Annotated in this window: 29 protein-coding genes and 1 pseudogene; 19 read left to right on the top strand and 11 right to left on the bottom strand. The window is 63.4% G+C overall.

All coding sequences use genetic code 11. From position 1 onward, the window contains the following. Positions 1–71 precede the first annotated feature (71 nt). Positions 72–1,316, top strand: coding sequence for an ornithine cyclodeaminase, nickel-pincer nucleotide-dependent (locus tag AC6I65_RS03715; RefSeq protein WP_497902727.1), 1,245 nt, complete (start codon positions 72–74; stop codon positions 1,314–1,316). Between the two features lie 54 nt (positions 1,317–1,370). Here the strand turns inward: AC6I65_RS03715 and AC6I65_RS03710 are convergent, their stop codons facing one another. Beyond that, positions 1,371–2,366 (bottom strand): hypothetical protein, encoded by a 996-nt coding sequence (locus AC6I65_RS03710; RefSeq protein ID WP_497902726.1) that lies wholly within the window; start codon positions 2,364–2,366, stop codon positions 1,371–1,373. A gap of 136 nt (positions 2,367–2,502) precedes the next feature. Here AC6I65_RS03710 and AC6I65_RS03705 point away from each other — a divergent pair, with 136 nt between their 5' ends. Next, a complete protein-coding gene (locus tag AC6I65_RS03705) occupies positions 2,503–3,462 on the top strand; it encodes a phytoene/squalene synthase family protein (protein WP_497902725.1) in 960 nt (319 codons plus the stop codon). 18 nt (positions 3,463–3,480) lie between these two features. Here AC6I65_RS03705 and AC6I65_RS03700 read toward each other — a convergent pair whose 3' ends face one another. After that, entirely contained in the window at positions 3,481–3,738 is a 258-nt protein-coding gene (locus tag AC6I65_RS03700; protein ID WP_497902724.1) for a hypothetical protein, read from the bottom strand. Between the two features lie 325 nt (positions 3,739–4,063). Between AC6I65_RS03700 and AC6I65_RS03695 the strand changes: the two genes are divergently transcribed. Further along, complete coding sequence (locus AC6I65_RS03695; RefSeq protein ID WP_497902723.1) at positions 4,064–4,357, top strand: acylphosphatase; 294 nt, start codon at positions 4,064–4,066, stop codon at positions 4,355–4,357. 3 nt (positions 4,358–4,360) lie between these two features. On the opposite strand, the gene AC6I65_RS03690 is transcribed toward AC6I65_RS03695, so the two are convergent. After that, on the bottom strand, positions 4,361–4,867 hold the full coding sequence (locus AC6I65_RS03690; protein ID WP_497902722.1) for a hypothetical protein: 507 nt from the start codon (positions 4,865–4,867) through the stop codon (positions 4,361–4,363). A 202-nt stretch (positions 4,868–5,069) separates the two neighbouring features. Here AC6I65_RS03690 and AC6I65_RS03685 point away from each other — a divergent pair, with 202 nt between their 5' ends. The 4 genes from AC6I65_RS03685 to AC6I65_RS03670 all read left to right on the top strand — a co-directional run bounded on the left by AC6I65_RS03685 (position 5,070) and on the right by AC6I65_RS03670 (position 9,543). Next, positions 5,070–6,497 carry an NAD(P)H-hydrate dehydratase gene (locus tag AC6I65_RS03685; protein ID WP_497902721.1) on the top strand — a complete coding sequence of 476 codons (1,428 nt, stop codon included), beginning with the start codon at positions 5,070–5,072 and terminating at the stop codon, positions 6,495–6,497. Continuing rightward, complete coding sequence (locus tag AC6I65_RS03680) at positions 6,490–7,116, top strand: cyclic pyranopterin monophosphate synthase MoaC (RefSeq protein WP_497902720.1); 627 nt, start codon at positions 6,490–6,492, stop codon at positions 7,114–7,116. Before AC6I65_RS03685 ends, AC6I65_RS03680 begins: the two co-directional genes overlap by 8 nt. Positions 7,117–7,299: 183 nt before the next feature. Beyond that, complete coding sequence (locus AC6I65_RS03675) at positions 7,300–8,598, top strand: polysaccharide deacetylase family protein (RefSeq protein ID WP_497902719.1); 1,299 nt, start codon at positions 7,300–7,302, stop codon at positions 8,596–8,598. Positions 8,599–8,814: 216 nt separating this feature from the next. After that, positions 8,815–9,543 carry a DUF7847 domain-containing protein gene (locus AC6I65_RS03670; RefSeq protein WP_497902718.1) on the top strand — a complete coding sequence of 243 codons (729 nt, stop codon included), beginning with the start codon at positions 8,815–8,817 and terminating at the stop codon, positions 9,541–9,543. 77 nt (positions 9,544–9,620) lie between these two features. Here AC6I65_RS03670 and AC6I65_RS03665 read toward each other — a convergent pair whose 3' ends face one another. The 6 genes from AC6I65_RS03665 to AC6I65_RS03640 form a co-directional block, all read right to left on the bottom strand. Then, positions 9,621–10,118: a type II toxin-antitoxin system VapC family toxin gene (locus AC6I65_RS03665; RefSeq protein WP_497902717.1), complete on the bottom strand. Its 498-nt coding sequence runs from the start codon at positions 10,116–10,118 to the stop codon at positions 9,621–9,623. Positions 10,119–10,124: 6 nt separating this feature from the next. Then, entirely contained in the window at positions 10,125–10,436 is a 312-nt protein-coding gene (locus tag AC6I65_RS03660) for a hypothetical protein (RefSeq protein WP_497902716.1), read from the bottom strand. Between the two features lie 380 nt (positions 10,437–10,816). Then, positions 10,817–11,326 (bottom strand): PadR family transcriptional regulator, encoded by a 510-nt coding sequence (locus AC6I65_RS03655; RefSeq protein WP_497902715.1) that lies wholly within the window; start codon positions 11,324–11,326, stop codon positions 10,817–10,819. 385 nt (positions 11,327–11,711) lie between these two features. Continuing rightward, complete coding sequence (locus AC6I65_RS03650; protein ID WP_497902714.1) at positions 11,712–13,442, bottom strand: bifunctional N(6)-L-threonylcarbamoyladenine synthase/serine/threonine protein kinase; 1,731 nt, start codon at positions 13,440–13,442, stop codon at positions 11,712–11,714. A gap of 124 nt (positions 13,443–13,566) precedes the next feature. Beyond that, positions 13,567–13,701: a 30S ribosomal protein S27ae gene (locus AC6I65_RS03645; RefSeq protein WP_497902713.1), complete on the bottom strand. Its 135-nt coding sequence runs from the start codon at positions 13,699–13,701 to the stop codon at positions 13,567–13,569. Position 13,702: 1 nt separating this feature from the next. Continuing rightward, a complete protein-coding gene (locus AC6I65_RS03640) occupies positions 13,703–14,014 on the bottom strand; it encodes a 30S ribosomal protein S24e (RefSeq protein ID WP_497902712.1) in 312 nt (103 codons plus the stop codon). 653 nt (positions 14,015–14,667) lie between these two features. Here AC6I65_RS03640 and AC6I65_RS03635 point away from each other — a divergent pair. Then, positions 14,668–15,024, top strand: coding sequence for an SHOCT domain-containing protein (locus AC6I65_RS03635; protein ID WP_497902711.1), 357 nt, complete (start codon positions 14,668–14,670; stop codon positions 15,022–15,024). Between the two features lie 41 nt (positions 15,025–15,065). Here AC6I65_RS03635 and AC6I65_RS03630 read toward each other — a convergent pair whose 3' ends face one another. Continuing rightward, entirely contained in the window at positions 15,066–16,064 is a 999-nt protein-coding gene (locus tag AC6I65_RS03630; protein WP_497902710.1) for a WD40/YVTN/BNR-like repeat-containing protein, read from the bottom strand. 405 nt (positions 16,065–16,469) lie between these two features. Here AC6I65_RS03630 and AC6I65_RS03625 point away from each other — a divergent pair, with 405 nt between their 5' ends. The 10 genes and pseudogenes from AC6I65_RS03625 to AC6I65_RS03580 all read left to right on the top strand — a co-directional run bounded on the left by AC6I65_RS03625 (position 16,470) and on the right by AC6I65_RS03580 (position 24,623). Further along, positions 16,470–17,303, top strand: a complete 834-nt coding sequence (locus AC6I65_RS03625; protein WP_497902709.1) for an SDR family NAD(P)-dependent oxidoreductase — start codon at positions 16,470–16,472, stop codon at positions 17,301–17,303. Between the two features lie 77 nt (positions 17,304–17,380). Further along, the gene (locus tag AC6I65_RS03620; RefSeq protein WP_497902708.1) at positions 17,381–18,235 is read left to right on the top strand and encodes an undecaprenyl-diphosphate phosphatase; all 855 of its coding nucleotides are present in this window, start codon (positions 17,381–17,383) and stop codon (positions 18,233–18,235) included. Between the two features lie 99 nt (positions 18,236–18,334). Further along, positions 18,335–18,850 carry a winged helix-turn-helix domain-containing protein gene (locus AC6I65_RS03615; RefSeq protein ID WP_497902707.1) on the top strand — a complete coding sequence of 172 codons (516 nt, stop codon included), beginning with the start codon at positions 18,335–18,337 and terminating at the stop codon, positions 18,848–18,850. Further along, positions 18,847–19,293: a toxin-antitoxin system TumE family protein gene (locus AC6I65_RS03610; RefSeq protein WP_497902706.1), complete on the top strand. Its 447-nt coding sequence runs from the start codon at positions 18,847–18,849 to the stop codon at positions 19,291–19,293. Before AC6I65_RS03615 ends, AC6I65_RS03610 begins: the two co-directional genes overlap by 4 nt. Before the next feature lie 60 nt (positions 19,294–19,353). Beyond that, positions 19,354–19,509: pseudogene (locus AC6I65_RS03605) on the top strand (undecaprenyl-diphosphate phosphatase); the annotation flags it as partial. Between the two features lie 85 nt (positions 19,510–19,594). Then, positions 19,595–21,577: a hypothetical protein gene (locus AC6I65_RS03600; RefSeq protein ID WP_497902705.1), complete on the top strand. Its 1,983-nt coding sequence runs from the start codon at positions 19,595–19,597 to the stop codon at positions 21,575–21,577. A gap of 214 nt (positions 21,578–21,791) precedes the next feature. Further along, complete coding sequence (locus AC6I65_RS03595; RefSeq protein ID WP_497902704.1) at positions 21,792–22,094, top strand: ribbon-helix-helix domain-containing protein; 303 nt, start codon at positions 21,792–21,794, stop codon at positions 22,092–22,094. Next, positions 22,095–22,586 carry a PIN domain-containing protein gene (locus AC6I65_RS03590; protein WP_497902703.1) on the top strand — a complete coding sequence of 164 codons (492 nt, stop codon included), beginning with the start codon at positions 22,095–22,097 and terminating at the stop codon, positions 22,584–22,586. A 36-nt stretch (positions 22,587–22,622) separates the two neighbouring features. Next, complete coding sequence (locus AC6I65_RS03585; RefSeq protein WP_497902702.1) at positions 22,623–22,949, top strand: TRAM domain-containing protein; 327 nt, start codon at positions 22,623–22,625, stop codon at positions 22,947–22,949. Between the two features lie 144 nt (positions 22,950–23,093). Further along, a complete protein-coding gene (locus tag AC6I65_RS03580) occupies positions 23,094–24,623 on the top strand; it encodes a DUF7289 family protein (protein ID WP_497902701.1) in 1,530 nt (509 codons plus the stop codon). 30 nt (positions 24,624–24,653) lie between these two features. On the opposite strand, the gene AC6I65_RS03575 is transcribed toward AC6I65_RS03580, so the two are convergent. Further along, positions 24,654–25,202 carry a DUF8170 family protein gene (locus AC6I65_RS03575; RefSeq protein WP_497903155.1) on the bottom strand — a complete coding sequence of 183 codons (549 nt, stop codon included), beginning with the start codon at positions 25,200–25,202 and terminating at the stop codon, positions 24,654–24,656. Positions 25,203–25,330: 128 nt separating this feature from the next. Between AC6I65_RS03575 and AC6I65_RS03570 the strand changes: the two genes are divergently transcribed. Continuing rightward, positions 25,331–25,744 carry a PadR family transcriptional regulator gene (locus AC6I65_RS03570; protein WP_497902700.1) on the top strand — a complete coding sequence of 138 codons (414 nt, stop codon included), beginning with the start codon at positions 25,331–25,333 and terminating at the stop codon, positions 25,742–25,744. Positions 25,745–25,793: the final 49 nt, after the last annotated feature.

The raw sequence follows: 25,793 nt of genomic DNA, 5'->3' as shown, positions 1-25,793 counted from the left end.
GAATTCTTGCGCTTTAGCGCGGGGAGGATGTCAAACACAGATTCACGGTCCCCCGGAACCAAGACCGACCAATGACCGTCAGTCGTACCGTCGAACTCGAGGGGCACATCATCGACTCCGGGACGATGGCCCGATGTTTCGGGGCCGTGATGGACCTCGGTGGCGAGTTCGACGTCGAGGCGTTCGAAGTGGGTCGACACAAACACGCGGAGTCCTACTGCCGGATGGCCGTCAGCGCCGAAAGCGAGGCCGACCTCCGGGCGATCCTCCACGAACTCAACCAGAACGGCGCGACCGTCGCCGATCCGCGCGACGCGACGCTCGAACCGGCGCCCGCCGACCAGGTGGTGCCGATCGACTTCTACTCGACGACGAACCACCCGACCGAGGTCCGCGTCGACGGCGAGTGGATTCCCGTCGAGAACGTCGAGATGGACTGTGCGCTGGTCGTCACCCGCGCCGAGGACGAGGCCGACGAGGTGCGCGTGCGGACGCGCGTCCTCAACGCCATCGAGGAGAGCGACCTCGTCGTTACGGGGGAAACCGGCATTCGCGTCGACCCCCCGGAACGCCCACGCGGGAAAGGCAGCGCCTTCGGGTTCATGCAGGGCGGCGTCTCGAGCGAGCGTCCCTCGAAGTCCCTGATCGAGGAGATTGCCGACGAGATGCGCGACGTGGCCGAGAGCGATGGCAACGTGCTCGTCGTCTGTGGCCCCGCTATCGTCCACGCCGGGGGGCGGGAGGCCCTCGCTGACCTAGTCCGCGAGGGATACGTCAACGCGCTGAGTGCGGGCAACGGGTTCGCGGTCCACGATCTCGAGCGCGACCTCTACGGGACCTCCCTCGGCGTCGACACGGAGACGCTCGAGCACCCGCGGAAGGGGCACAAGCACCACATCTACACGATCAGCGAGATCGGCCGCTCCGGAGGGATCGAGGCGGCCGTCGACGCGGGCATCGTCGACAGCGGCGTCATGTACGAGTGCGTGGCCAACGATGTCCCCTACGTGCTCGCGGGGTCGATCCGGGACGACGGCCCGCTCCCGGACACGATCACGGATTCGATCGAGGCCCAGGACGCGATCCGCGAGCAGGCCCAGCGCGCGGACCTCGTATTGATGCTCTCGACGCTGCTCCACTCCGTGGCCGTCGGCAACTGCCTGCCGTCGACGACGAAGACTGTCTGCGTCGACATCAACCCGGCCACCGTCACCCAGTTGCTCGATCGCGGGAGCGCCCAGGCGATCGGCATGGTCACCGACATCGGGACGTTCCTGCCGATGCTGGCCGAGGAGTTGCTTGAGGACGAAGTGTAGACGCGCTGGGCGAGCGTCAGTCGTCAGTGCTGTTCGGTCGGTACTCTGCTCGAGTTAGTCGCCAGTCCTATTCTCAGGAGCGTCGTCGCCGTCTCGTTCTACTGATTCGCCTTCGGCGTCGCCAGGTTCGAGCCTGTCTTCCCGGTCAGGAGCCTCCTCCCGCGCCGTCTCGACCCAGTCAGGTTCCTCGAGGTCCGTCTCGTTGATGTCCGTCGTGGTGGCGATTTCCTGAACGGTGATCGTCCGACCCTCGCGTTCTTCCTCGTCGGACCGCTGTCCGATCGGCGAGTCCTCGAGGCGCATCGTTCCCTCGATGGCGGCGTAGACGATGACGCCCTCGCTGTCCACGTAGGCCTCGAATTCGAAGGGTTCGTCCTCGAGGTAGTTGTCGTATCGGGGCGTCTCAGAGGAGAGCCGATAGTAGCGGTCACCGTCATCCTCGAGTCGCTCCACGGAGACGTTCTCGGCGAGGCGAATCATGGATTGTTGCGTCCTGTAGTAGCCGACGAACCCGGATCGAATGCGCTCGTATCGCGTCGATCCGTTCGCGTACTCGAGCGTCCCGACCTGTTCGAACTCCGGAGACCGGGTGACCCACTGTTCTGCCGCTGTCAGCCCGTCGAGGGGGAAACCGAAACGCGATGGTGGGTGCTGTGTCGGAAATCGGCCTGCGAAGCGTTCCGTGGCGTGGAAGGTGCCCGCTGCAGGGTCGGCCGCCAGCGAAGCGTGATTGTCGATCAGCGTCGTCCCGTTCTCGAGGGTAATGACGCTCCGGATGTGCTGACGATAGGTCGTTCCTTGGGTTGCGTCGGCGTGAGTCCTACTCAGTCGATCGACGTCAACCGATCCGGACTCGTTGTTCGGAATACCAGGCGGGGTCGCGTTCTCGTCGAACTCGGTCTCGATCTCCTCGGGGTCTAGCGGCTCCTCGACACCGTAGGTCTCGCGATTGGGACTCGAGTCCTCGAACGGGCTCGCAGCGAAGCCGTTACACCCTGCGAGGGCGATCAGGGCGACCACGACGATAACCTGGAGGGCGAATCGCGTCACAGTGTCGTCGTTACTGGCCAGCCCCCAAATACTTTCTCGAGCGAAACTTAACCTAGTGAGGGATTCCCTTTTTGTACGCTTCTGCCGGACAGTATAGTATCGGATCGGTGTCGAATCGGTCGACGAGGGGATTCATATGGATCAAGAACACGTACACGCCGGCAAGGAAATCCAGCGACGAACCGGGAAGACGTTCTATCTCGCGACGCGCTTCCTGCCGCGACGCGTCCGGGAGTCGACGCACGTGCTCTACGGCTTCTTCCGAATCGCCGACGAGGTCGTCGACGACGCCTCGGGCGTTCCGTCCGAGACGCAGGCCGCCCGCCTCGAGACCCTTCGCGCGCAGGCGCTGGGCGAACAGCTCACCGACGATCCGGTCCTCATTGCCTTCAACGGCCTCCGGGAGCGATACGGGATCAGCGACGCCGAGGTCGACGCGTTCGTCGACGCGATGAAATCCGACATCCACACCAGTCGGTACGACACCTACGCCGACCTCGAGGCGTACATGCGCGGGTCGGCGGCCGCCGTCGGCGTGATGATGACGGCGATCATGGACCCTGAGGATCCGGAGGCGGCCCTCCCCCACGCGATCAAACTCGGCGAAGCGTTCCAGATGACGAACTTCCTGCGGGACGTTCGTGAGGACGTCCTCGAGCGTGACCGCATCTACCTGCCCCTCGAGACGCTCGCGGCCCACGGGGTCACCGAAGAGCAGGTCGAGCGCCTCGAGATGACCGACGCGTTCGCGACGGCGATGGCCCAGGAGCTTCGTCGGACGGAGTCGCTGTACCGGGAGGGCGTCGCGGGCATCCAGTATCTCCCCGAGGACTGTCAGCTTCCGGTCTTGCTCGCGGCCGTGCTGTACGCCGAACATCACGTGCTCATCCGCGCTCGAGGGTACGACGTGTTGAACGCCGAGCCGTCACTGTCGACGGCACGAAAACTGTGGTGTGTCCTGAAGACGCGCTGGCACTGGCAGTGGAACCGCGACCCGGAAGCCGTCTTCCGGCGGGTGTCGGCCGTCCCCGGACGCGAGACGGGGACGGCAGGCGAGCCGGACCCGCGTCCCGAAGACGGGGTTCCGACCCGGTGACGTCGCGGGAGACGACGTTCAGCCATCGTCCTCGCGGTAATCCGACCGCCCGGTGAGCCCCCAGTAGGCCTGCGACAGGATCGTGATGGTGAAGAGGACTCCCAGAATCACCGCGACGCCCAGCGCAGCCGCGTCGCCGATGAACGTAGAGACGAACAGCCAGGCGAGTGCGACGAAGACCACCGACCCGACGACGAGTTCGACGATGTCGCGCGCGGTCGCACGGCTGCTCGAGACGTCGAGGTACTCGGTTTCGAACCGGTCGATGATACCCATAGGTCGATTTCGACGGACGAGCGGATATAGGTTGGTCGAACCTGGACGGATCGCTGTGTACGTTGCCGAGGGCGGCGACCGGCCGTTCGGCGGCGAGTCGGAGTCGTCGAACAGCGGCTCTCCGTCCTGTGTTCACATGGGCCAAATAATTTTGGAAGAACCCACATGTAGCTAATCGTCGACCACTGTAGTACGCGGGTCACCCTACCCGGGCGTTGATGTCCGCCCGTCGGGTGGCCCGCGAGTCACCCCTCGCCTCCCCCCTTTCCAACCCCAAGCCCCTTTCGGGAGTGCCTTTTTGCTCGTCGCGAGCCACTGCTCGCGTATGACGAACGAACGCACCGACGACAGTACGCGAGCCCACGTCTTCGTCTCCGGGACGGTGCAGGGCGTCTACTATCGAGCGACGACCAGAGACACGGCTCGAGAGGCGGGCGTCGACGGCTGGGTCAAAAACCTCGACGACGGCCGCGTCGAGGCGGTCTTCGAGGGCCCCGAGGCGGCCGTCGAGTCGATGGTCGAGTGGTGTCACGAGGGCAGCCCAGCGGCCGACGTCAGGGACGTCGACGTCGAGTACGAGGAGCCCCAGGGCGAGAACGGGTTCGAGATTCGGTACTGACGGTTACGCGTCCCCGTCGTTCGCCTCGAGTTCGGCGAGCCAGGGCGGGCGTTCGGTGTGGGCCCAGGTGGCCCAGGGCGCCTTCTCGGCCGCGTAGTACGCCCGGTAGGCGTCGACGGGGTCGTCACGTCTGTACGCCTCGGGCATCGCCTGTGGTCGCGGGGTCGGCTCTACGCTCGGGAAGTCGATCAGGTCGGGATCGATTTGCTGGACGACGGCCCAGCTGGCGTGGTCCTCGCGCTTTTCGTAGCGCTCGCGAAACTCCGCGTTGAGTGCTTCGGCGTGGTCACGGAGGCGACGCCAGTTGGCTTCCGACTCGGTCGCCCACCGCGTGACCGGGTGGTTCGCGTGCGTCGAGGCGTAGAGGAACTCGTCGTCGCCGTCGTAGCCGTTCTCCCGGGCCGCCGTGCACAGCACCTGTGCGGCCTCGAGCAACAGCTTGTTGACGTGCTCGTCGCAGTGATAGCGAGCCGCCAGGCGCGGGTCCTCGTCGAGCCAGAAGACGTTCACGGGTGACGGTAGGGCTCGAGGGACCTAAGCGTCTCGCAGGCCGCGTTACGCCCACCACAAGCGACCCCGACGACTCGCAACCCGAAGTCCGTTCTCTCCAGCGGCCGGCGGTTCGTCAGCCGAATCTCGATTCCTCCGGCAATCGGCGACTCCTCACCCGAACCCCGCAATCTTCAACGGCCCGGACGGCGAAGGCCCGAGCATGATCACTGGCGAACGGATGGCCGCCGTCGACGAGAACGCCGCCGCGTTGGGCGTCCCGCGCCGACAACTCATGGAATCGAGCGGGAACGCCGTCGCTCGAGCCGTCGAGCGCGTCGCCGACCCCGGCACGCGGGTCGTCGTGGTCGCCGGCCGCGGAAACAACGGCGGGGACGCCCTCGTGGCCGTCCGCTTCCTCGAGGACTACGACCTGACGACGCTGTTGCTTGGTCGACCGGAGGCTATCGGGACCGACATCGCGCGAGCGAACTGGGAGGCGCTCGAGCGAGGCGAGTACGACGTCGAGCCGGTCATCGACTCGCGATCGTTTTCGCTGCCCGACTGCGACGTGATCGTCGACGCGATGCTCGGCACCGGGATCAGCGGCGACCTCCGCGAACCTGCGGCCTCGGCCGCTCGGGCGATCAACGCGGCCGACGCGACGGTGGTGAGCGTCGACGTCCCCTCCGGGTTCGACGCCGACGCGGGCGAGCACACCGACAACGGCGTCGCGGCCGACCACGTCGTCACCTTCCACGATACCAAACCGGGGCTCGAGGGCCTCGAGGCGACGGTCGAGGTCGCCGACATCGGCATTCCGGCGGCCGCAGAGCGATTCGCCGGGCCCGGAGACGTCGACCTCGCTCGGCCAGAAGATCGGACGGGTCGGGCGTTCGTCATCGGTGGTGGCCCCTACACCGGCGCGCCGGCGCTCGCCGCCCAGGCCGCGCTCCGGGCGGGCATGGAACTCGCGTTCGTCGCCGCGCCCGATACGGTCGCCGGAGAGATCCAGGGGTACGCCGAGGACCTGATCGTCCAGCCCTACGAGGGCGAGGTGCTGACGCCCGACCAGGTCGAGGGCCTCGTCGAGACGGCCGAGCGCCACGACGACGTGGTCGTCCTCGGACCCGGCCTGGGCACCGCCGAGGAGACCCTTGAGGCTGCCCGGCGATTTCTCGAGGCCTACACCGGCCCGGCCGTCGTCGACGCGGACGCTCTCGAGGTCGTGCCCGGCCTCGAGACCGAGGCGACGCTGGTCTGTACGCCCAATCGGCGCGAACTCGCGGGGATGGGCGGACCCGAGGCCGACGACCTCCGGGCAGTCACGGACGAGATCGAAGCCTTCGCGGCGGAGTTGGGCCACGTCGTCCTCGCGAAGGGGGCGGCGGACGTAATCTCCGACGGCGAGACGACCCGCATCAGCCGTGCTGGGACACCGGCGATGGCCGTCGGTGGCACCGGCGACCTCCTGTCGGGAATTACGGCGGGGTTGCTCGAACACGCCGACCCCCTCGAGGCCGCGACGGCCGCCGCGTACGTCAACGGCCGCGCCGGCGAGCGCGTCGCGCGTCGTCACGACCTCGGACTGGTCGCGTCGGACCTGCTCGAGGCGATTCCGGCGGCGATATGGGGTGAGGACGATGAGTGAGGATCGACCGGATACCGTGGACACCGACCGGAGCGACTCGACGGCGAGCGACCTCACCCACACGACCGACGACGGTGACGTCCAGATGGTCGACGTGGGAGCCAAACCTGACACTCGACGGCGGGCCGTCGCCATCGGCGAAATCCGGCTTCGAGAATCGACGCTCGAGGCGATCCGTGCGGACGAAGTGAGCAAGGGTGACGTGCTCGCGACCGCGCGCGTCGGGGCGATCCAGGCGGTCAAACACACCTGGGAGACGATTCCGATGTGCCACCAGATCCCGATCACGAACGTCGACACGGCGTTTCGATTCCTCGAGGATGGGGCGGACGAACGGGGCGGATCGGTTGGGGAAGACGACGTGGACGGGAGAGACGAGAGGAACGGTCCAGCCGACGGCGAACCCGTATCGGCCGCACTCGAACTCGAGGTCACCGTCGAGACGACGGGAAAAACTGGCTGCGAGATGGAGGCCCTCGAGGGCGTGACGACGGGGCTGAACGTCGTCTGGGACATGGTCAAGGCCGTCGAAAAGGACGCAGACGGTCAGTACCCTGCCACGCGAATCGAGCACGTTCGCGTACTCGAGAAGGAGAAGCGCTCGACGGACTCCGAGTAGGGAGTCGGCACGCGACCGGCCACCGGTAACGCCCTCCTACCCTCGTTACCGGGCGATTTCTCCGGATAGCGGCTCGATTCGAGCGGGTGAGTTTGCCGCGAAACCGTTCGGAAGTGGTGACCTACGGTGGCGCCAACCGGTTCATAACAATCCCCATCTCCCGTCGTACCCCCTGTCGGCGCAATGAAGCGACGTACCTATCTCGCAACGGCAGGCGCACTGACCCTCGGCGGTTGTATGGGCTTTGGTGAGACCGACGAACCGCGAGGAAACGACAGCAACTCGAGCGACCCGGACGGCAACGAAACCGGGAACGGCGATGGTAACGGCAACGGGAACGGCGACGGCAACGGAGAGGGCAACGGCGACGGCAACGGAGAGGGCAACGGCGACGGCGACGTGCCGACGGAAGCCGAAACCTTCGACGACTTCGAAGACCTCTCCGACTGGCAGGTCGTCTCCGGCTCGGCAACCCCCTACACCGACTACTCGGTCGTCGGCTCCCAGTCCGTCCTCCTCGAGGCGAGCGAAGAAGAGTCCCAGGTTCGCATCGCGCGCGAACTCGACGAACCCCTCGACGTGTCCGAGATCACGCCCGGACTGGCCGTGGCCTCCCACTCGACGGTCAACGTCGGCATCCAGCTCTACGACGAGACCCGCGACAAGGTGGTCTACCGCCAGCGGACCCACGGCATGTCCATCCGTCACGTGAACTTTGGCGTCGAGTACATCAACGGCGACCCCGACCTGAGCGCGATCACTGAGATCCACATCTCAATCTGGGTCGGCGACGGTACGACCGAGGCCTGGATCGACGACCTCCACTTCGTTCCCAAGCCCGACCCGACCGTCCTCCTCCAGTTCGACGGCGGCTACGAATCTCACCTCACTGAGGCCATGCCCCTCCTCGAGGAGTACGGCTACTCCGCGACGGCGTTCGTCCCCCCATCCCGTCTCCGTGCCTCCGAGGACGACGAGGGCGACCGCCTCACCGCAGACCAGGTTGCCGAACTCGCCGACGCCGGCTGGACCATCGGGAGCTACGGCGCTCTCGGCAACGACCTAACGGCCCTCGAAGGCGATCGGACGCCCGCGAGCGAAATCGAAGAAGCCGCCACCTGGCTCGAAGACGAGGGCTACGACGCCGAGTACGTCGCCTACCCGGGCGGTGCGTACAACGACGAGGCGATCGAGGCCGTCGAGGCGAACCACGAACTCGGCTTCACGGGCGGTTACCCCGTCAACGGCTACCTCACGAACGCCGCGCTGTGCCCGCGTCTCGTCCACCCCGACGGCGACGAGGCCCGCGAGGCCCTCGAGACAACGGCCGAACTCGGCGGCATCACCGCCATCTCGTTCGTCCGGTTCGACGGCGGCGTCGGCGAACTCGAGGCCACCCTGGGACACGTCCAGGAACTCGAAGAGGCCGGCGAGATCGAGGTCATCACGCCCCAGGACGTCGCCGGCGAGTACGTGCTCTAGGCCGGGTTCGGTTGCGTTTCTTTTGTAGAGGACTCGGGTGTCGAACGAGCGGCAGGTTCGGTCGGTTGAGTCGCGCTCAGTTATTTTGGCCGAGTCCACTCGAGCTGGAGAACTATCCTATGGTCTGGGGAAGGGGACCCGAGCTAGCGAAAACTGTCTGACTTCCAGACACATGTCTGAGTACTAGTATATGCTGCTCGAGCGCCTACTAGTCGTATGGGAATTCCTATTATCGACACAATGACTGATGGGTTCAAGCGCACCACGACTCGAAACGGACTGCGGTTCGTCGCCGTCTTCGCCATCCTCTCGATCGCGAGCGTCCTTCTATCGCCGATGCGACTCGACGCTGGTGAACCAGTAGTGCCGACCGTCGGGTTCGGCGGGGCGTTCGCCGGATTGCTCTCGATCATCGTCGCTATCGCCACCGTCGTCGCCGCGATCGTCGCTCTGCGCACGTTCGCCGCGGGCGAAACGGAGACGATCCCCGACGCGTTCGTGCGTCGAAACGTCGGCTGGGCGACGCTCAACGTGATCCTCGGCGGCATCGCGTTCGGGCTGATCGTCGCCTTCGGAACCGTCCTGTTCGTCGTTCCGGGGCTATTCCTGCTCGTCAGCCTCTACTACTGGGCCGTCTTCGTCGCCGTCGAGGACCAGAACGCGCTCGAGGGCTTTCGCAGCAGCTGGCAGCTCACCCGCGGCAACCGGCTTCGGCTGTTCGGCCTCGGTGTCGCCGTCTTCGTGACCGGTGCCGTCGTCACGGCGGCGTTCGCCCTGCCAGTCGCCCTGCTCGGCATCGTCGGAGGCGTGCTGGCTCAGGTCGTCAGTGCGACCATCACGGTGTACGTGCTCGCGACGACCGTCAGCGCGTACGAGCAGCTTCGCGACGGCGGGCCTGGCGAACGCCCCGACACTCAGCCAACCGTTCCGGGAACACCAGCCTGAGCGGTTCGTCGACGCCCTCCTTTCAGAAACACTGGCCGTGTTCAAAAGGTGTCGATGGATTAGCCGCGTAGTGTTACTCAATTCTGATTTCGATATGGGAGCGTCGTCACATCGAACGCATCGTAGTGCTGGTCGTACGTAAGAATGTGATCGACCTCCAGCGCGTCCATGTGTGCTGCAACGACGAAATCGGTGAATGACGCATCTAGATCCGTCCACTCGACGAACGTTGCTTTGGCGGCATCGAAGACGGCCTCGGAGACATCTTCGAACTGGTAGAGCGTACTCTCGTCAAGCGTCGTGAGGAACGAGACCGCGTTCCGCATCGATGACTGCTTTTTCAACCGCGTTGCCGCCTCGTCAACGATGTGGTCGTTGACGATGAGCCGACGATAGGGGAGGTCACCATCGCGAACGAACGCCATGAACGCCCGCGAGACCGGATGCATCCGATCGCGGGGGTTGAACAGTGCATAGAGGAACTTCGGGCCAACGACGACCTGGTGTCGAACGTGGCCAGGTCGAAAATGCTCGGCCGTGACCGTCCCAATCGGTGTGTCGACTGGCTCTGCCATGTGACGTCAGGATTGCGCGGATGGATCGTCGGCAAGCGTGAACGATTCCTCGCTACCGTCCCACTCCTCAAGGAGATCATTTTCGTCGCGAGCGTCAGTTTCCGCCGATGTTGGAAGTGAGTCTTCCTCGAGTTCGTCGAGGACGGTGAACGCTCGGTCGTTTGGATCCGCTCGCTGTTGTCGTTCGACCCACTCGATGAGCGCTTCGTGCCCGGCCTCTTTGAGCGACAGCCCGTGTTCTCGAGCGAACTCACGGAACTGTTCGTATTCGTCCCCGGTCAACTCCGTCTGGACGTGCTTAGTGTCGTTGCTGCTCATAGGGATCACAGTTGTTACTCATCTCTACTCGCCCATGGAATAAAAGATGTTCGCATGTCCGGTCTCATGAGACCGGCTACAGATGGAAGGCAAGATAGCGCACTATCCATTAGAAGTTGAAATACGAAGCCAGAACAGACCACGAGTCGATCGATGAGTGCTCGATATCTGGACCTCGAGGTGCTGTGCATAACTGGGGAAACGTCACAGTTCCCAGACGAACGCCGCAGCGAGTGCAGTGACGGCAACACAACGGTAACGCATTGTAACGAGAACATGCGGCAGCCAAATAAGCGATGGGAGCTCCCTAAAAACGTCGTTCCTGTGGCGTGTCGACGATATTCGGCAGATCGCTGTCGCAGTAGCAGCGGTTGTGGGAGTTACGTTGAGGTGAGTCGGGGGAGGAACGCAGAGAGCAGTAAACCGAACGCGAGGTGCTGGACCATCGTCGCCTCGAGCGTCGCACGTACGTGATCCTCGTTCGAAATCGAATATTCCTTCGTGCGGACCATCGGGTGCATCTCCAGGAAGGCCTCGTCCTCGAGGTCGTGAAGTGCTGGATACACGATGCCGGGACTCAACTGGACGTCGAAGTAAGTGGCTAACGTCGAGAGGAGTTCCTTGCCGTTAGCCCCGTCGTGGAGGGCGACGAGCATCAGGAGGACCTCGTCGAGGTTTTCTTTGAGAAGCGCATCCTCGAACCGGACGTCTTCGGCAGGGAGGACGCTAACGACCTGCGCCATCATCTCCTCGAGGTCACGTTCGACCGCGGACTGGTGGCTTTCGTTCCGTTCGACAGAGAGGGTGTTCGGTTCTGCCGCGGTATTCATCGACCCTTCGTTCGCTAATTTGTTGAGAATCGCGCCCGTGTGCTTCGTGTTATTACTCATGGGTGATCGCTCCTCGAGACTCGTGACCAGAAATCCGGCAGTCGTTCGTTAATTGATTCATGAAATACAAGAATACATATACGTGCTACGCCAAAAGACAGACTAGCTTGTCTTGAAGGTATGCGAAGCGTACCCAATGGCTAGCATGTGAAAATCGACCTGGCACAACCACTGTTGGTGACAGACGATTTGGGGACGTATTCGCTGTACGGTACGGTGGTGGCCAGTAGTGTGGGGATACGGTTCTTCCCAGGTCGTTGGAAGACTGACTCATCTCGAGTACGGAAAAGGACAATCCCACCGGTCGTGAACGACCCAATCCGCCTCAGCTTCGACTTCGGACTTGCGGCCCCGCTGTGACCAGGGAGTTCCAGAACGGCCCGAATCACTCTTTTTCGACGTACCGACCCCGGTGCTCGATCTCGCGGAGGCGCTCGAGGACTGCCCCGTCCCCGGCCTCGCGGTAGCCCGCCCGGAGCGCCTCCCTGAGCGGTTCGGGCTCGTCGGCCGTCCCGACCAGGCTCTGGTCGAAGACGTGGAGGTCCATCGCGTAGTCCTCGAGGTGGTCGGAGTGATAGCCCAGCCCGAAGTCGATCAGGTAGGTTCGGTCGGCGTCGACGCGAACGTTTCGCGTCGTCGGATCCCCGTGGACGAACCCCGCCTCGTGGATGGTCGCGAGCGACCGCCCAACGGATTCGACGCGGTCGACTGTCAGCGCCGCCTGTAAATCGTCGTCGCCGACGTACTCGAACTCGAGGGTCGCTTCCTGGAGATCGACGTCGCGAACCACCGGCGTCGGGACGCCCGCTCGTCGAGCGTGACTCGTGAGACGGGCCTCGAGGGTGGTCCGCTCGCGTCGCAGGCGCGCATCGAGGTCGGGGTGGCGGTAGCGTTTGGGGCGGCGACGCTTGCGGACGCGACCGGCTTCGGGCTCGAGGGTGACGACGGCTTCGGCGCCGCGAATTGTCGTCTCGCTCGCGGCTTCGTCGTCACTCACGCTCGTGGCTTCGTCCTCACTCTCGCTCGCGGCTTCGTCTCTACTCTCGCCGCCATCGTCTCCCCCGACGACGGCCCGATCCGGTTCGTCGCTCCGCCAGGTGACCGGCACCTGATCGGGTCGGAAGTCGGGGTCGACGCGGGAGTCCGAAATCTCGAGCGTGTCACCCACAGCGTACATCTTTGCGCCGAGGACGGCGATCATCCCGGCGTTGTCGCCCAGGAACCGGGGCTCGGGGGCGTAGAACTCGGCACCCCGGTCGGCGCACATCGTCTCGAGCATCTCGCGGAGGCGAGCATTGTGACCGACGCCGCCCCCGAGGACGAGTTCGTCGCTGCCGGTGAGCGAGAGCGCGCGTTCGGCGACTTCGGTGAGTATCGCGAAGATGTGTTCCTGGAGTGAAAAGCAGACGTCCTCGACGGCGTGGCCTTCGTCGACGGCAGCCTTCGCCGCGGACATGATCCCCGAAAACGAAAAGTCCATCCCCTTGACGACGTAGGGCAGGTCGACGTACTCGCCGTCTTTGGCGGCTTGCTCGACCTTCGGGCCGCCGGGGTGGGACCAGCCGACGTGTCGGGTGAATTTGTCGATCGCGTTGCCGACGCCGGTGTCCATCGTCTCGCCCAGGACGCGATAGCGCCCGTTGCGATAGGCGAGCAGGTGGGCGTTGGCCCCGCTGGCGTTCAGACAGACCGGATCGTCGAAGTCGGCCGCGTGGCGGCCGATTTCGAGGTGGGCGACCATGTGATTGACGCCGATCAGGGGTACCTCGAGGGTGCCCGCGAGCGCCCGTGCAGCGGTGCCGACGACGCGTAGGCAGGGACCGAGGCCGGGGCCGCGGGAGAAGGCAACGGCGTCGATCGGTGGCCGTTCGTCCGTCGTCTCGGCGGCGTGCTCGAGCACCGTCTCGACGACTCGCGGGATCGCGTCGTGCATGTGCTCGGCGGCCTCTCGGGGGTGGATGCCGCCGCTGTCGGGTTCGTAGGCGTCGGTCTCAATCACCACCTCGTCGCCGTCGTACAGGGCCGCACTCGCCGCCCACGCGGTACCCTCGATGCCGAGGACGCGCGGCGGTCGGTCGTCAGTGGGGCCGGGATTGGCACTGGAGTCAGTGGCCATCCTCGAGTCGGCGTCCGACTCACTACGGGTGTTTCGGGTCACAGCTGACGCTCCTCACGTGTGAAAAATTGTGGTCGTGATCGTGTACGGTTCAACACGGCGACGAGAGGCGACTCGAGCCGGCTTACGCCCACTCGGTGTAGCCGCACTTGCCGCAGTGCTGGCGGTCGCCGTGGTCGGCGAGGAACGAGTCCCCACAGCGTGGGCACTGTTCGCGCTCGACTTCGCCCTCGGCGTTGTAGAGTTCGTAGTGTGCCATCTCAGGCCTCCTCCGCTTCGACGTCGCTCTCGTCGGTGACGATCTTGTTGCGCTCGAGCATGTGCTCCTGTTCGACCTCGGTGGCGTGGGCGGAGGTCTCGTAGACCTTCGCGTGGCCGACGGTCTTGCGCATGCCGAACTTGGTGTCGAGTTTGCGGATGACGACCTCGTCGGCGTCCTTGTTCATTTTCGCGGCGAGGCTGTCACGGACCTGCAGACGCGAGGGCGTCGCCTCGTCGTGGGTCAGTTCAAACGTGACGTTCGTGCGGTGCAACATGGGATTTCCCTCCTCGGAGATGATGTCGACTTCCATGATATCACTCAGTTACTCTACTATGCCCGGGTAGCGCCTAAAAGGATTTCGAACCCGGGGGCGTGTCGGGCGGGCACACACTCGGCTCGAGCGACCACCCTCGGCGAATCCGTTCCCAGTCCCCGAAGTATCCCGTCGACCGGTTCAATGGGATCGCTGGTCGCTTCGACGTTGATCGGATGAAGCCCCGCCAGCTGTCCTTAGGTGATCGCAAAGAATTCGAAAATAGCCAATCCTGAAATAGCCTATTTCAGGATTGGCTATTCCAGAATCTACTCGAGCGACGTCGATCGAGCGATCGGTAACCGACGTCGTGGAAGTTATGCTCGTGTGGATGAGGATGGCGTGAATATATTCGTCTTCGAGCAGTGCGCCGATCGTCCGGACGTCGCTCTCCTCGCTCATTCGTATCGGTGGCCGTCCGAGGCGGACCGACGGACACTCGAGACACCCGGTACAGCAAGCGTGAGCGTGGGTGGCGAGAGTACTCAAAAAAACGAACACAGTCGCTGGACGAGCGACTGTCGGCTGCCACCGACGGCATTGCCTGGCGATTCGATCAGGCCGACGGCGCGGCTGTATTCGAGCTACGTTTCCTGTTTCGCGGGAATCTGGGTGGAGGAATAACGTACCTGGGCGCCGTATCCTGGAGTATGGCAACCGATGATTCGTTCACTCGAACGCTCCTGATCGTCATCGCTGCAATCCTGCTCGTGCCGGTCGTCATGATGGTCGCGATGATGCCGATGATGGGACTGTGGGGATGGGGCCACATGTGGGGCGGTGGTGCGTGGAACGGCTCCGGGGGTACGTGGATGTGGGTCCTCATGTCCCTCATTCCCGTGCTCGTGATCCTCGGTATCGGCTACCTGCTGTACAGCGCGATTCGCCGATCAGGCACTCGACAGAGCGATGCGGCGTTCGAAGAGTTACGATTGGCCTACGCTCGTGGGGATCTCTCGGACGAAGAATTCGAGGAACGCCGCGAGCGTCTCCAGAGAGATAGATAGGCGTTATTGCTTTTGGTTAGACCGGAAGATGGTTGTGTCGGTTATGCGACAATCGCCAGCCCGCGCGGCGTTTTGGACTCCGGCCCCTCCCAGTCCGCCTCGAGCACCGACCACGAGTCGCCGAAGTCCTGTGAGACGAAACAGCCGAGATTGTTGACGGCGTACACCGTTCCTTCAGACTCGGCGAAGATCGTCCGGACGACGCCCTCGCCCATCGGAAGGCCGCGGTCGTCGAGGCGCTCCCAGTCGGCGTCCGGTCCCGGTTTGCGGTAGGCGTAGGCCTTCGCCCGCGAGGCCGTGTGTGCGCTCGAGGCGCCGCTGGCGCTCGAGAGGAGCACCCGGTTGGGGTCGTCGGGATGAGGGACGACCGACCAGCAGTAGCGATGCTCGAGGCCCGTCTGTGGATGGTTCCAGGTCTCGCCGCCGTCATCGCTCTGGGCGTAGCCGTCACCCGCCGCGGAGTACACCCGGCCCTCCATCTCGGGATGGGTGGCGAGGCTGTGGTTGTCGATCCGCGAGCCCTCGGGGCGTTCCTGCCAGCTGTCCTCGGCTTCGTCGCGGATGACAAACGCCCCCGCCTCGATCCCCACGTAGAGGCGGTCGGGATCGTGGGGGTCGACCTCGAGCCAGCGCACGTGGTGGGTGTGGGGTCGCGGTGGGAAGTACCACTCCTCCTCGGAGGGGAGGTCGACCAGCCCTTCGAGGTGGGTCCAGGTGTCGCCGCCATCGTCGGAGCGATAGACGCGGCTGGGTTCGGTGCCCGCGTAGACGACGTCGGGGTCGTGGGGGCTGACCGTCGCCGCCATGACGGCCTCGCTGGCGAAGTCTGTCTCGAGTGCGTCGAAGGAGTCGCCGCCATCGGTCGATCGAAAGAGGCCGTCCTCGAACGTGCCGACGAAGACCCGGTCGGGGTCGTCTGGTGAGATGGCGACGCACTCAAGGTCGTAGCCCTCGAGGCGAGTCGACTGTGACCACTCGCTGTCGCCGTCGTCTCGGGAGACCAGCAACCGATTCGGAAGCGCCGTGTAGATGGTCGTCATAAAGTGGGATACGCCCTCGAGAGACACAAGCGTTCCCGTCGGAAACAACAGATTCGGGACGGGGCAAGCCACGGAGAGGATCTCACTCGAGAAGACGGACACAGTCGCAAGACTCGAACACCACACAACGGATCACGACGACCCGAAGGAACGTGGCACGAGTAACGTTCGACACCAAAACGGCCTACGTTGGATATCAGGCGAGCGCGGCCATCGGTTAGCTGTATTGGTCGGGTAACTAGCAAAACCGTGTGAGCAGACAGCGAGAACAATAGGGCGACGGCCTGACTCGTCAGTGCGAGTGGGTCGACGGATACCGCGACGGCTTTCGTTCGCACCCAGAACAGAACCTGTTCCCCAAAATTACTATACATGTATCGATGGATAGTATCGAGCGAGATTATCATGAAAGGTTTAGCTGGGAAGACGGCGCTCGTCACCGGAGCGGGATCGGGAATCGGTCGGGCGTCTGCACGGCGGTTCGCCGACGAAGGCGCCAACGTCGTCGTCGCCGACATCGTCGAATCGAGCGCCCGCGAGACCGTCGACCTGATCGAAGCCAACGGCGGCGACGCCACCTTCGTCGAGGTGGACGTCTCCGACCTCGAGTCGGTCCAGCAAATGGTCGACGTCGCGGTCGACACCTACGGGAGCCTCGACTTCGCGCACAACAACGCAGGCATCCTCACCGGCTTCACGGGGGCAGCGGAGTTGACCGAGGAGAAGTGGGACAAACTGCTAGACATCAACCTGAAAGGGGTATGGGCGTGCATGCGAGCCGAACTCCCCGTGATGGAAGCACAGGGTCACGGCGTAATCGTCAACACGACCTCCGAGGCGGGCTTAGTCGGCATGGGCGGCCTCGCCAGCTATTCGGCCAGTAAACACGGCGTCGTCGGCCTCACGAAGTCGGTCGCGCTCGAGTACGCCAGCCGCGGCATCCGGGTCAACGCCATCGCTCCCGGACCGACGAAGACGAACATTCAGTCGGGGATGCTGGGCATCGCCGCCGGCTCGCGATCATTGGTGGATCGAGTCCGGCTCGCGATCGGGATGGTGCGGATGGCCATTCAGACGCTCCGGTTCGAGTTCGATACCTCGGCGATGCGGGACGTCCCGATGGACCGCATCGCCGAACCCGAGGAAATGGCCGGCGCGGTCGCCTTCCTCTGCTCGTCCGACGCGTCGTACATCACCGGACACACGATCCCCATCGACGGCGGGCAGGCGGCCGACTGATTTCGAGTCGATTGGGGTTCGCTGACCAAATGGGAATGTAAACGGTCTTGTGTGTCCACCCGAGAGTCAGCCACGACATGGGGGCGTTCGTCGTTGCCGTCGCAGAGTCGGACCTCGAGTTGCTCGTCGCGATTCTCGCCGGGATCGTCCAGGGCGTCGTCGAGTGGCTGCCGGTCTCGAGCCAGGGCAACCTCTCGCTGTTTCTGACGCTCGTCGGCACCGACCCCGGCGTGGCGCTCCAACTGGCGCTGTTCTTACAGGTCGGTACGACCCTCTCGGCGGCGACGTACTATCGTGAGGAGATACGGGCGGCCCTAGAGTCCGTTCCTGAGTGGCGACCGAGTCGGGCCTACGAGGGGGAGAACGCGATCACGTCCTACATCGTCCTCGCATCTGCGATGACCGGCCTGGTGGGGATCCCGCTGTATATCTACGCCGTTGACCTCGCAGGGCAGCTAACGGGTGGGGTGTTCATCGGCCTGATCGGCGTGTTGTTGATCCTGACCGGCGTGATCCAGTTGCGCCTCGAGTCCGTCTCGATGGGCACTCGCGAGGAACCGACGCTGGTCGATTCGATCCTGGTGGGCGCCGTCCAGGGCCTCGCCATCCTACCCGGGATTTCACGCTCGGGGATGACCACGAGCGCCCTGTTGTTTCGGAGTTACGAACCGCCCGCCGCGTTTCGCCTATCGTTTTTGCTGTCGATTCCGGCGAGTCTCGGCGCGGCAGCGCTGACGATGGCCGGCGCCGGCGGGCTGCCCGGGATCGCGCCCGTGCCAGCTGTAGTTGCGCTGCTGGTGAGTGGGGTCGTGGGGTACCTGACCATCGACGCACTCATGCGAATCGTCGAGCGGGTGCCCTTCTGGGCGGTGTGTTTCGGCCTCGGCGGATTGGCGATCATCGGCGGGACGGTCGTTTCCGTGGTCGTCTAGATGCGATCCCGCGATCGCGTGAACGTAGCTGCTGGAGGCTGCGAGGGAAGAATTATTTTCTGAGGAAACTATTTGTTCTTTCGAGTCGTACGTGAGACTATGACTGAGGAGACGTGGAACGACCTCAACGAACACGTCAAAGCGGAGTGGAAGGCCGAGACGACACCGTTCGAACGTGTTTACGAGATTGTCGAACAGACTCACGACGGCCAGTCGGCTGCCGAAATCGCCGAGCGAGCGCTCGTTAGCGAGCCGACCGCTCGTCGGCACTGCAAGGCCCTCGTCAATACCGGGTTCGCCGAAGCCGAGCAGGAGGGGCGATCGACGGTCTACAAACGGAACGCCGACCGCGTGCTCATGACCCGAATCCGCGAACTTCGACGCGAAACGACTCGTGAGGAGTTGCTCGACGGCATCAAACGAATGAAACGGGAGATTCGCCGGTACGAAGACCAGTACGACGTCGTTTCGCCCGAGGAACTCGCACGTGAACTCGACGCCGACGATGGGCAGGGGTGGGAGGACCTGAGTACGTGGCGCACCACTCGGCAGAACCTCTCTATCGCACAGGCGGCCCTCGCATACAGCGAGGCGAGCCAGCAGCTCACTGCATGACAGGGGCCGATCGTGCTGGCGAGTTCGGTCCGATTTACCTTCCCGCTCTTCGACGAATTCGCGACCTCTGGCGCACGCTCGAGCCGCTCGTCGACGAGACGTCCTACGACGATCCCATCGCTCCGACCGAACTCCACATCGAACTTGGTGACGGGATCGGAGCAGCTGACGGCGCGCGTCTCGACGTCCAGTGGAGCGAGCGCGGAATGTATTCGTTCCACTACGTCGACACCGATGAAGTCAACTGGCGATTCGATCGCCATCCCAATACCCACTCTCCCGAGAAACACTTCCATCCACCTGTTCAGGGTGTGACCGCAGAGCCCTCGTGTATTACCGTCGAGGAGGTGTCACTCGTCACACGGGCAGTCCACGCGATGTGGCGAGCCGCCTATGATCATGGTGACGTGAGTCGATTGAATTCGTTCACCAATCCGCCGTGAGCGTCGCGGTGGAATCACGTTACAGTCTCGATTCTGGTTGGTGCCCTCTAGAGCGTCAAGGCTCTGTCTGCTCTCCTAATCGTGAGTGTGATCGGCAGATGCCAGATTATCGGCGCCCTGATGCGGGTCGTCGAACGGGTGCCCTTCTGGGCGGTCTGTTTCGGCCTCGGTGGGCTGGCGATCGTCGGCGGGACGGTCGTTTCCGTGGTCGTCTGAGTACTACGGAGACGAGGGGATAGGCCGTTGCCTGCGTGGTTAACTCTCAAGGTCCCGGGTGGTGTGGTCGACGTTACTGGTACGCATGCCCGAGGATACCTCCAGATGGTCGACCGTCGGTTCTCGTCTCTCGCGTCGCGGCTCGCTCGCCCTGGCCGCTGGTCTCGGCCTCGGCGCGATCGGTGGTCTGGCTCACCACCGATTCGACTCGCCACCGGTCGCCGACACGTCGGAGTCGCGTCAGGACTTTCTCTGGCTGTCGGGCGGGTTGTGGGAGGGCGAGACCATCCGAGAGAACCTGTTCGCGTTCGCCCAGCGACACGACCTCGCGGTCGTTCTGGTCGTCTCCCCCTCGAGTGGCCCCGACACCGAGGCGTTCACGGCGGCCCTCGAGTCGGCGAACGAGTACGGGCTGGACGTCTGGCTCAATACGGGACTGTTGAGCGAAATTCCCGCCGAAGCGTTTGTGAACGATGAACAGGCTCGAGAGGCTCACCTCGAGTGGCTGAAGTCGGTCGTCAGTGCCCACGGCGAGTTCTTCGACCGCGGGCGGGTGATCCTCTGGCAGGAAGCCCCGGTCATCGGGCAGTGGGTTCCCGGCGGCGAGTGGACCCAGAAAGCCGTCGACAACCTGCTCGAGCTGGGGCCGGAGATCTTCGCCACCCAGAAAGACGCCGTCGAATCGGCTAACGACGACCTCGACGTCGGGCTGTTCGTCCACTTTCCGTACATCATCGATTCGAAGCGTCCCGAGGTGTTCGAGGAACTCCTCCAGGGGATGTATGCACGTGACGTCGCCCCGGCGTTCGCGTTCACCGACTTCTACCGGGGCTGGTTTGACAAGGACGTCGAACCGGGCCGCGCCAACGCTGCCCTCCACAGTCTCGTCTCGAACGCTCGAGACGTCCTCGACGATCGGCCCGTGTTCTACCTCGGCCAGAGCCACACCGTCAACCCGAACCACACGCCGAACAGGGAAACGATCGGGATGACGATCCGGGAGGCGCTTTCGGCTGGCGCGAGCGGGCTCGGGTGGTACATCCGGACCGGTTACGTGCCGACGGAGGCCGGCTTCGATCCCTTCGTGCCGAACGTCCCCGGCGCCGAACCCGATGGGGACGCCATCAACACCTTCACGATCGCCCGGGATCGCTTCCAGTACGCCTGGGTGGCGACGCTCGCGAGCCGCGACGGGTTCGCAGCCGACGGGGTCTTCGATCTCTGGGTGGTTGGTGACGGCTTCGAATATGCCGACCATCGGCTGTCGGTTCGAACGCACGATGGGTCGTGGACGTACCTGGGCGACCTCGGCGGCTACGCCGACGGCGATTACCCGGACGCCAGCGCGGTGACCGACCGGGCCACGTGTTTTCACGCGCTGGATCGCGACCGCTTCCTCGAGGACGGGACACTTGAACTTCAAATCGAGACGCCCGCCGACAGCGAGGGGGCCGGGCTCAGCGCCGCGGTCGCGGTCCCGTTCGATCCTGGGGCCTATATGCCCGCACAGGAGGCAGCCGCACTCGTCGACCGCTCGCTGGGGGAGGCGGCGTTTGACGAGGTCAGTCTCGGCCACAGCGAGTCCACCACGCTAACGCCCGGAGAGAGTCGCCAACTCACGATACCGATCACCGACGTCGAGTCCGACGCCCCGACGCTCGACACGGTGCGCTACCCGGACTTCGCCGAGCAACTCCGCGAACTGGCCGCGCTCGAGGCCGACGGGCTCGATCCATCCGCCAGCTTCGATCTCTGGATCCGCGGGGCGGACCTCACGGACTCGAGTAGTCATCCGTCGCTCGTCGACCGAGAGGGAACGGAGAACGCCCTGTCCAACGTCGGCATCGTCACGGCCGCGTCGGACGCCGTCATCTGTTACGGCCTCTCGCGTGAGCGCTTTCTCGCCGACGGCCTCACCCTGGCGAACGTCGAGGCAGTCAGCGAAGCCTACGCGATGCCGTACGCTGGCCGCGCCGCCTTCCGACCGCCATCGCGAGCGGCGAGCCTTCTCGACGACCAGCCGGGCGAGGCGGAACGGTTCTGTCTCGAGTGGACGCGCCTCGAGTGACAGACCAGTCGAGCCTTGGGGCCGAGGACGATGGATTTCAGTCGACAGTGTTTCGGGAGTTTGGACCGACTTCATGAGTCCAAGCGACCAGCCGAGTGACCCAGAACGGTGAGGTCGCCGAACAGACGGAGCTCGTCGACACGGAGACGTAGTGGCGAGACGAGAGAAGCAATTATACACTTGTGGGTACAACGTATGTACAAGAGGTGTTGGTATGGGGACCACACGAGTCAACTTCAGACTGCCAAATGAACTGGTCGAGAAGGCAGACATCGCTGCTGAAATCGCTCACAAAAATCGGACCGAGATCATCAAGGAAGCACTCCAGGAGTACTTCGAGGGGATCGAGGACGAAGCCCGATTTAAGGAAGCAGTCACCGAACTCTACCTCGAGGATCAGATCGAGTTCGATACCCTGAAAACCGTTCTCGGTCGGCAGGATGCAGAAGCAATCCGGGCATCGAAAACCGTTCTCGAGCAGGGTGACGAGCTTGCCGACGAACTCGCCGACCTGTAGATGATAGTCGTCGACACCAGCGCGTTCGTCTCTCTTGCTACCGCAGCTACTCTCGATTTGGTACTTGAGGAGTTCGACACCCACACTACCGAAACCGTAATCGAAGAACTCGAAGCGACCGCAGCGTACACAGATATCCACGGCACTGGCGCTACCACAGCACTCGAGAACCGGTCACAAATCACGATTCACAAACTCTCTAATCCCGACGTTCAGACATCGAGGGTCGACCCCGGTGAAGCAAGCTGTGTCCACCTCTGCCAGGAACTCGACGCCGACTTCCTCATTACAGATGATCTCAGGGCATTACCCGAACTACAAAACATGACAGCGGCTCGAGTCGCAATCTCGCCTATCATGCTGAAAGCCCTCGTCAAACGTAGTCGGCTGACACAGGACGATGCACGGAACCGGCTCGAGCACCTGGCCGAGAACAGAGATTGGCTGGAAGCACCGATCTACAGGCGGGCACAGAGACTCTTCGAGGAATGAACGACCTTTTTGCTCTTTGCTCTCGACAGTGGTAGCGTGGGACGTTATCTACCAGGCGAACACGAGACGTTCATCAAATGCGATACACCGAGGTGTGGCGCGAACAACGCACCTGAAGGCACGCCAGCGTACGATACGGAGTGCTGGCGATGCGGCGAGCCCCTCGGCGGGAAGCCCGAACCGGGCGACGAACTGACCGTCGACATCGTCGACGAGAAGCCCGACGGGACGCTCGTGTGCAAAACCGACGGCGGATTCGTCCTCTTTCTCGAGGAAGAAGTCAGAGGCATCCAGGCGACCGTCCGCGTGACCGAGGTCGAGGGAACCGCCGGGCAGGCAGAACTCGTCGATTCGGACTCGTAATTAGGCAAGTGTGTCGCTCGAAAGTTCTTGACAGTATATTCGGCCGCCTACCAGTGTTATTCCCTCGGTTAGGCAACCCATTCGATTTTCAGAATGTTAAACTCGCCATAATGTGTATGTATACCACCGTTGGGCAGACACGCCATGGGGCGTGCACAGGCGGAGGTTCTCGGGGTCGTCCTCCTCTTTGGGATGGTACTGGTGGGAGCCACGGCGATTGCGACGGTGGGAGTGAGTGGACTAGAGCTAGTGCAAGACGAAGCCGAGACGGAGCGGGATCGCCTCGAGATGCAGACGATCGCCCACGGGGTTACCTCGCTGGGAGAAGGCGATCACCGGGCGGTTGGTGTCGAAGAGTCGTACGAGCGGGTCGAGGGAGGTCGGCTCGTGATCAGCGTCGACGGCCAGGAGGAGTATAACGAATCGATGGGGCGGCTCGTGACCGACGACCTGGTGTACGAAGGCGGGCTCGTGGTGCAAGACGGACGGGCGATCCGCGATCCGGCCGTCGAGACACAGGGGCGGTCAACGCAGATTACGGTGCCGCAACTTGCCGGTGAGACGTTTTCTGGCGACCTCGAGCGAACGGGGACGACGGCGATTCGCGTCGAGGATCCGACCGCGAACGTGACCCTCACCGTCCACAGTGAGTATGCGCCGGCCTGGTACGAGGCGCTCGAAAGGAGCGGTGAGGCGCGGCTGGTCGACGGCGAGACCGTCGAGGTGGTCTTCGAAGGGGGCAACGCACCACGGCCGCCGACCGATTCGTCGGCGATCGCTTTCGGGGAGACAGGGGGCGTCACGGTCGGCGAGATCGACCGTCTGTGGGTCGACAGCTACGCCTCCTCGGCGGGGGCGTATGGTGGGGACAATCGCGGGGCCAACGCGACGATTCGCTCGCCGAACGAACTGCACTTCGCGGCCGGCGGCGGCGGCACGGTCGACCTCCGCGTCGAGCGCGTCGTCTCCGGTGAGTCGATCACCCCCGGCCCATGGCTCACAGACGACCAGATCGTCGAGTACGCCGACAACGTCTCCGTGCCGGTGCCTACAGGCGACGTCATCGCCGCGCAGGAGTCGACCCAGGGGGCCCCGATCGGAGCATCGGACCTGACTGTTCTCGAAGCCGGCGGGTCCTACCACACGGACGGCGACCTCGAGGTCAGCAATGAGACCCTCCGACTGGTCGATGACACCTCGCTGTTCGTCGCCGGCAACCTCACGCTCGCAAACGCGACGATCGTCGCCGATGACGACTTTCGGTTGTATGTGACGGGCGACCTCGAGCTGGGCGATGACGTCCGGATCGAAACGACCGACAATCCCCATCGGGCGCCTGATATGCGAGTCTTCGCCGCCGGTGATATCCGGGCGGACGAAGAACGACGGGGCGAACGCGCCGAGTCCGACGAAATCACCGTGACAGGGTACGTCCATGCCTCCGAATCAACACTGTATATGCACGGCGAGTTCGAGCTGTACGGCGCGCTGGCCATTGGCGACATCCAGAATATGGGGTCGGCCCAGACGGGCGATCTGATCGTCCACTACGACGAGGAACTCGTCGATACGCGCGTGTATGCTCCTCAGGAGAAGGCCCCGTCGATGGACGCCGCGTACACCCGCGAGGCCTACTATCTGAGGTTTGTAATCCCCGAGGTCGACACGGCGTGAGTGAAGGTAATTCTCGGGGGAGACTCGAACTCACGGCAGCTCGCCAGTTACTTCAACGAGGTCCTCCTCGGTTCGCCATCGATACAAACGCCCCTCATTGTCGAACAAATCAAAGACACCGTCCTGCATCCAACCAAACGAGTGCTCTTCATCCTCGTACTCTCGCTTGAGGACGTGGCTCTTCGCGAAGTATTCGGTGGTGCCAACGAGGAGTCCCTGTTCAACGAGGAAGTCGCTCGGTTTCTTCTCCGCGACGCCGACGAGATACGTGACGATATCTGCAATCAGGCAGAACTTTTGAATACTGTTGTCCCATTCGCCTCGGATATCGACCATTCGGAAGGCGTAGGCATCCGTTCGCCGGTTCAACCGATCAACGACCAGATTCAGCCGGCGGATAGGCTCCCGGTCGTAGTTCCCGAGCACGAAATACGATCGCTCGGTTTCGTAGACCGGAGTCAGTTCGCTCAGCGCATGGAGGATCTCTTCGTTGTCTCTAAGCGAGATCGCCTCGTCAGAAAGTTGTTCTTTGGCACTCTGGAGGACTTCGTTAGGAACGGGCGACTCCTCGTCAGACATACGGAAACATTCTCGTGACGAGAAGATATGGTTTATGGAGTAAATCACCGGGTCAAGTAGGTTTGGTTTACCCGAGAGTGATTTACTCAAGGGTAAACTACTTGCCGCCACAGCGTGTACCGTGCAGTATGAGCACCGACCTTGGAACTACGGATGGGATGGAGGCCCGAGAACTGGTCCACTTCGTCACCCAGCAAACGCGATTTGCGCTCATCAACAACATCCTCCAGCATCCCGACCAGCTCCCTTCGATGTACGAACTCGAGGCGCTCAACCCGAGCGTCAGCGACGCCACCGTCTACAAGCACATCCAGAAGTTGATCGATGCCGACATCGTCAAAGAGGTTGCGCTTGATGATGACGACCGCCGACAGGGCTATCCCTGGAAGTTCTACGGGCTCACCGACGAGGGCCGTGACTTCCTCGAGGCCCACAACCTTCTCGCGGCCGAGGAGACGCTGCAACGGATCTACGAGACCATCTCCGAGAAACCCGAGAAGATGGTCAAGTACGAGAACGCGCCACGCCCAGACGAGCCGTAGCTCGCTTTGACAAACACACATAGGAAGGAACTATTCAGAATATTGTGAT

It is taken from the genome of Natronosalvus sp. KLKA75 (assembly GCF_059736265.1).
This window is presented reverse-complemented; position numbering and strand designations above follow the sequence as displayed.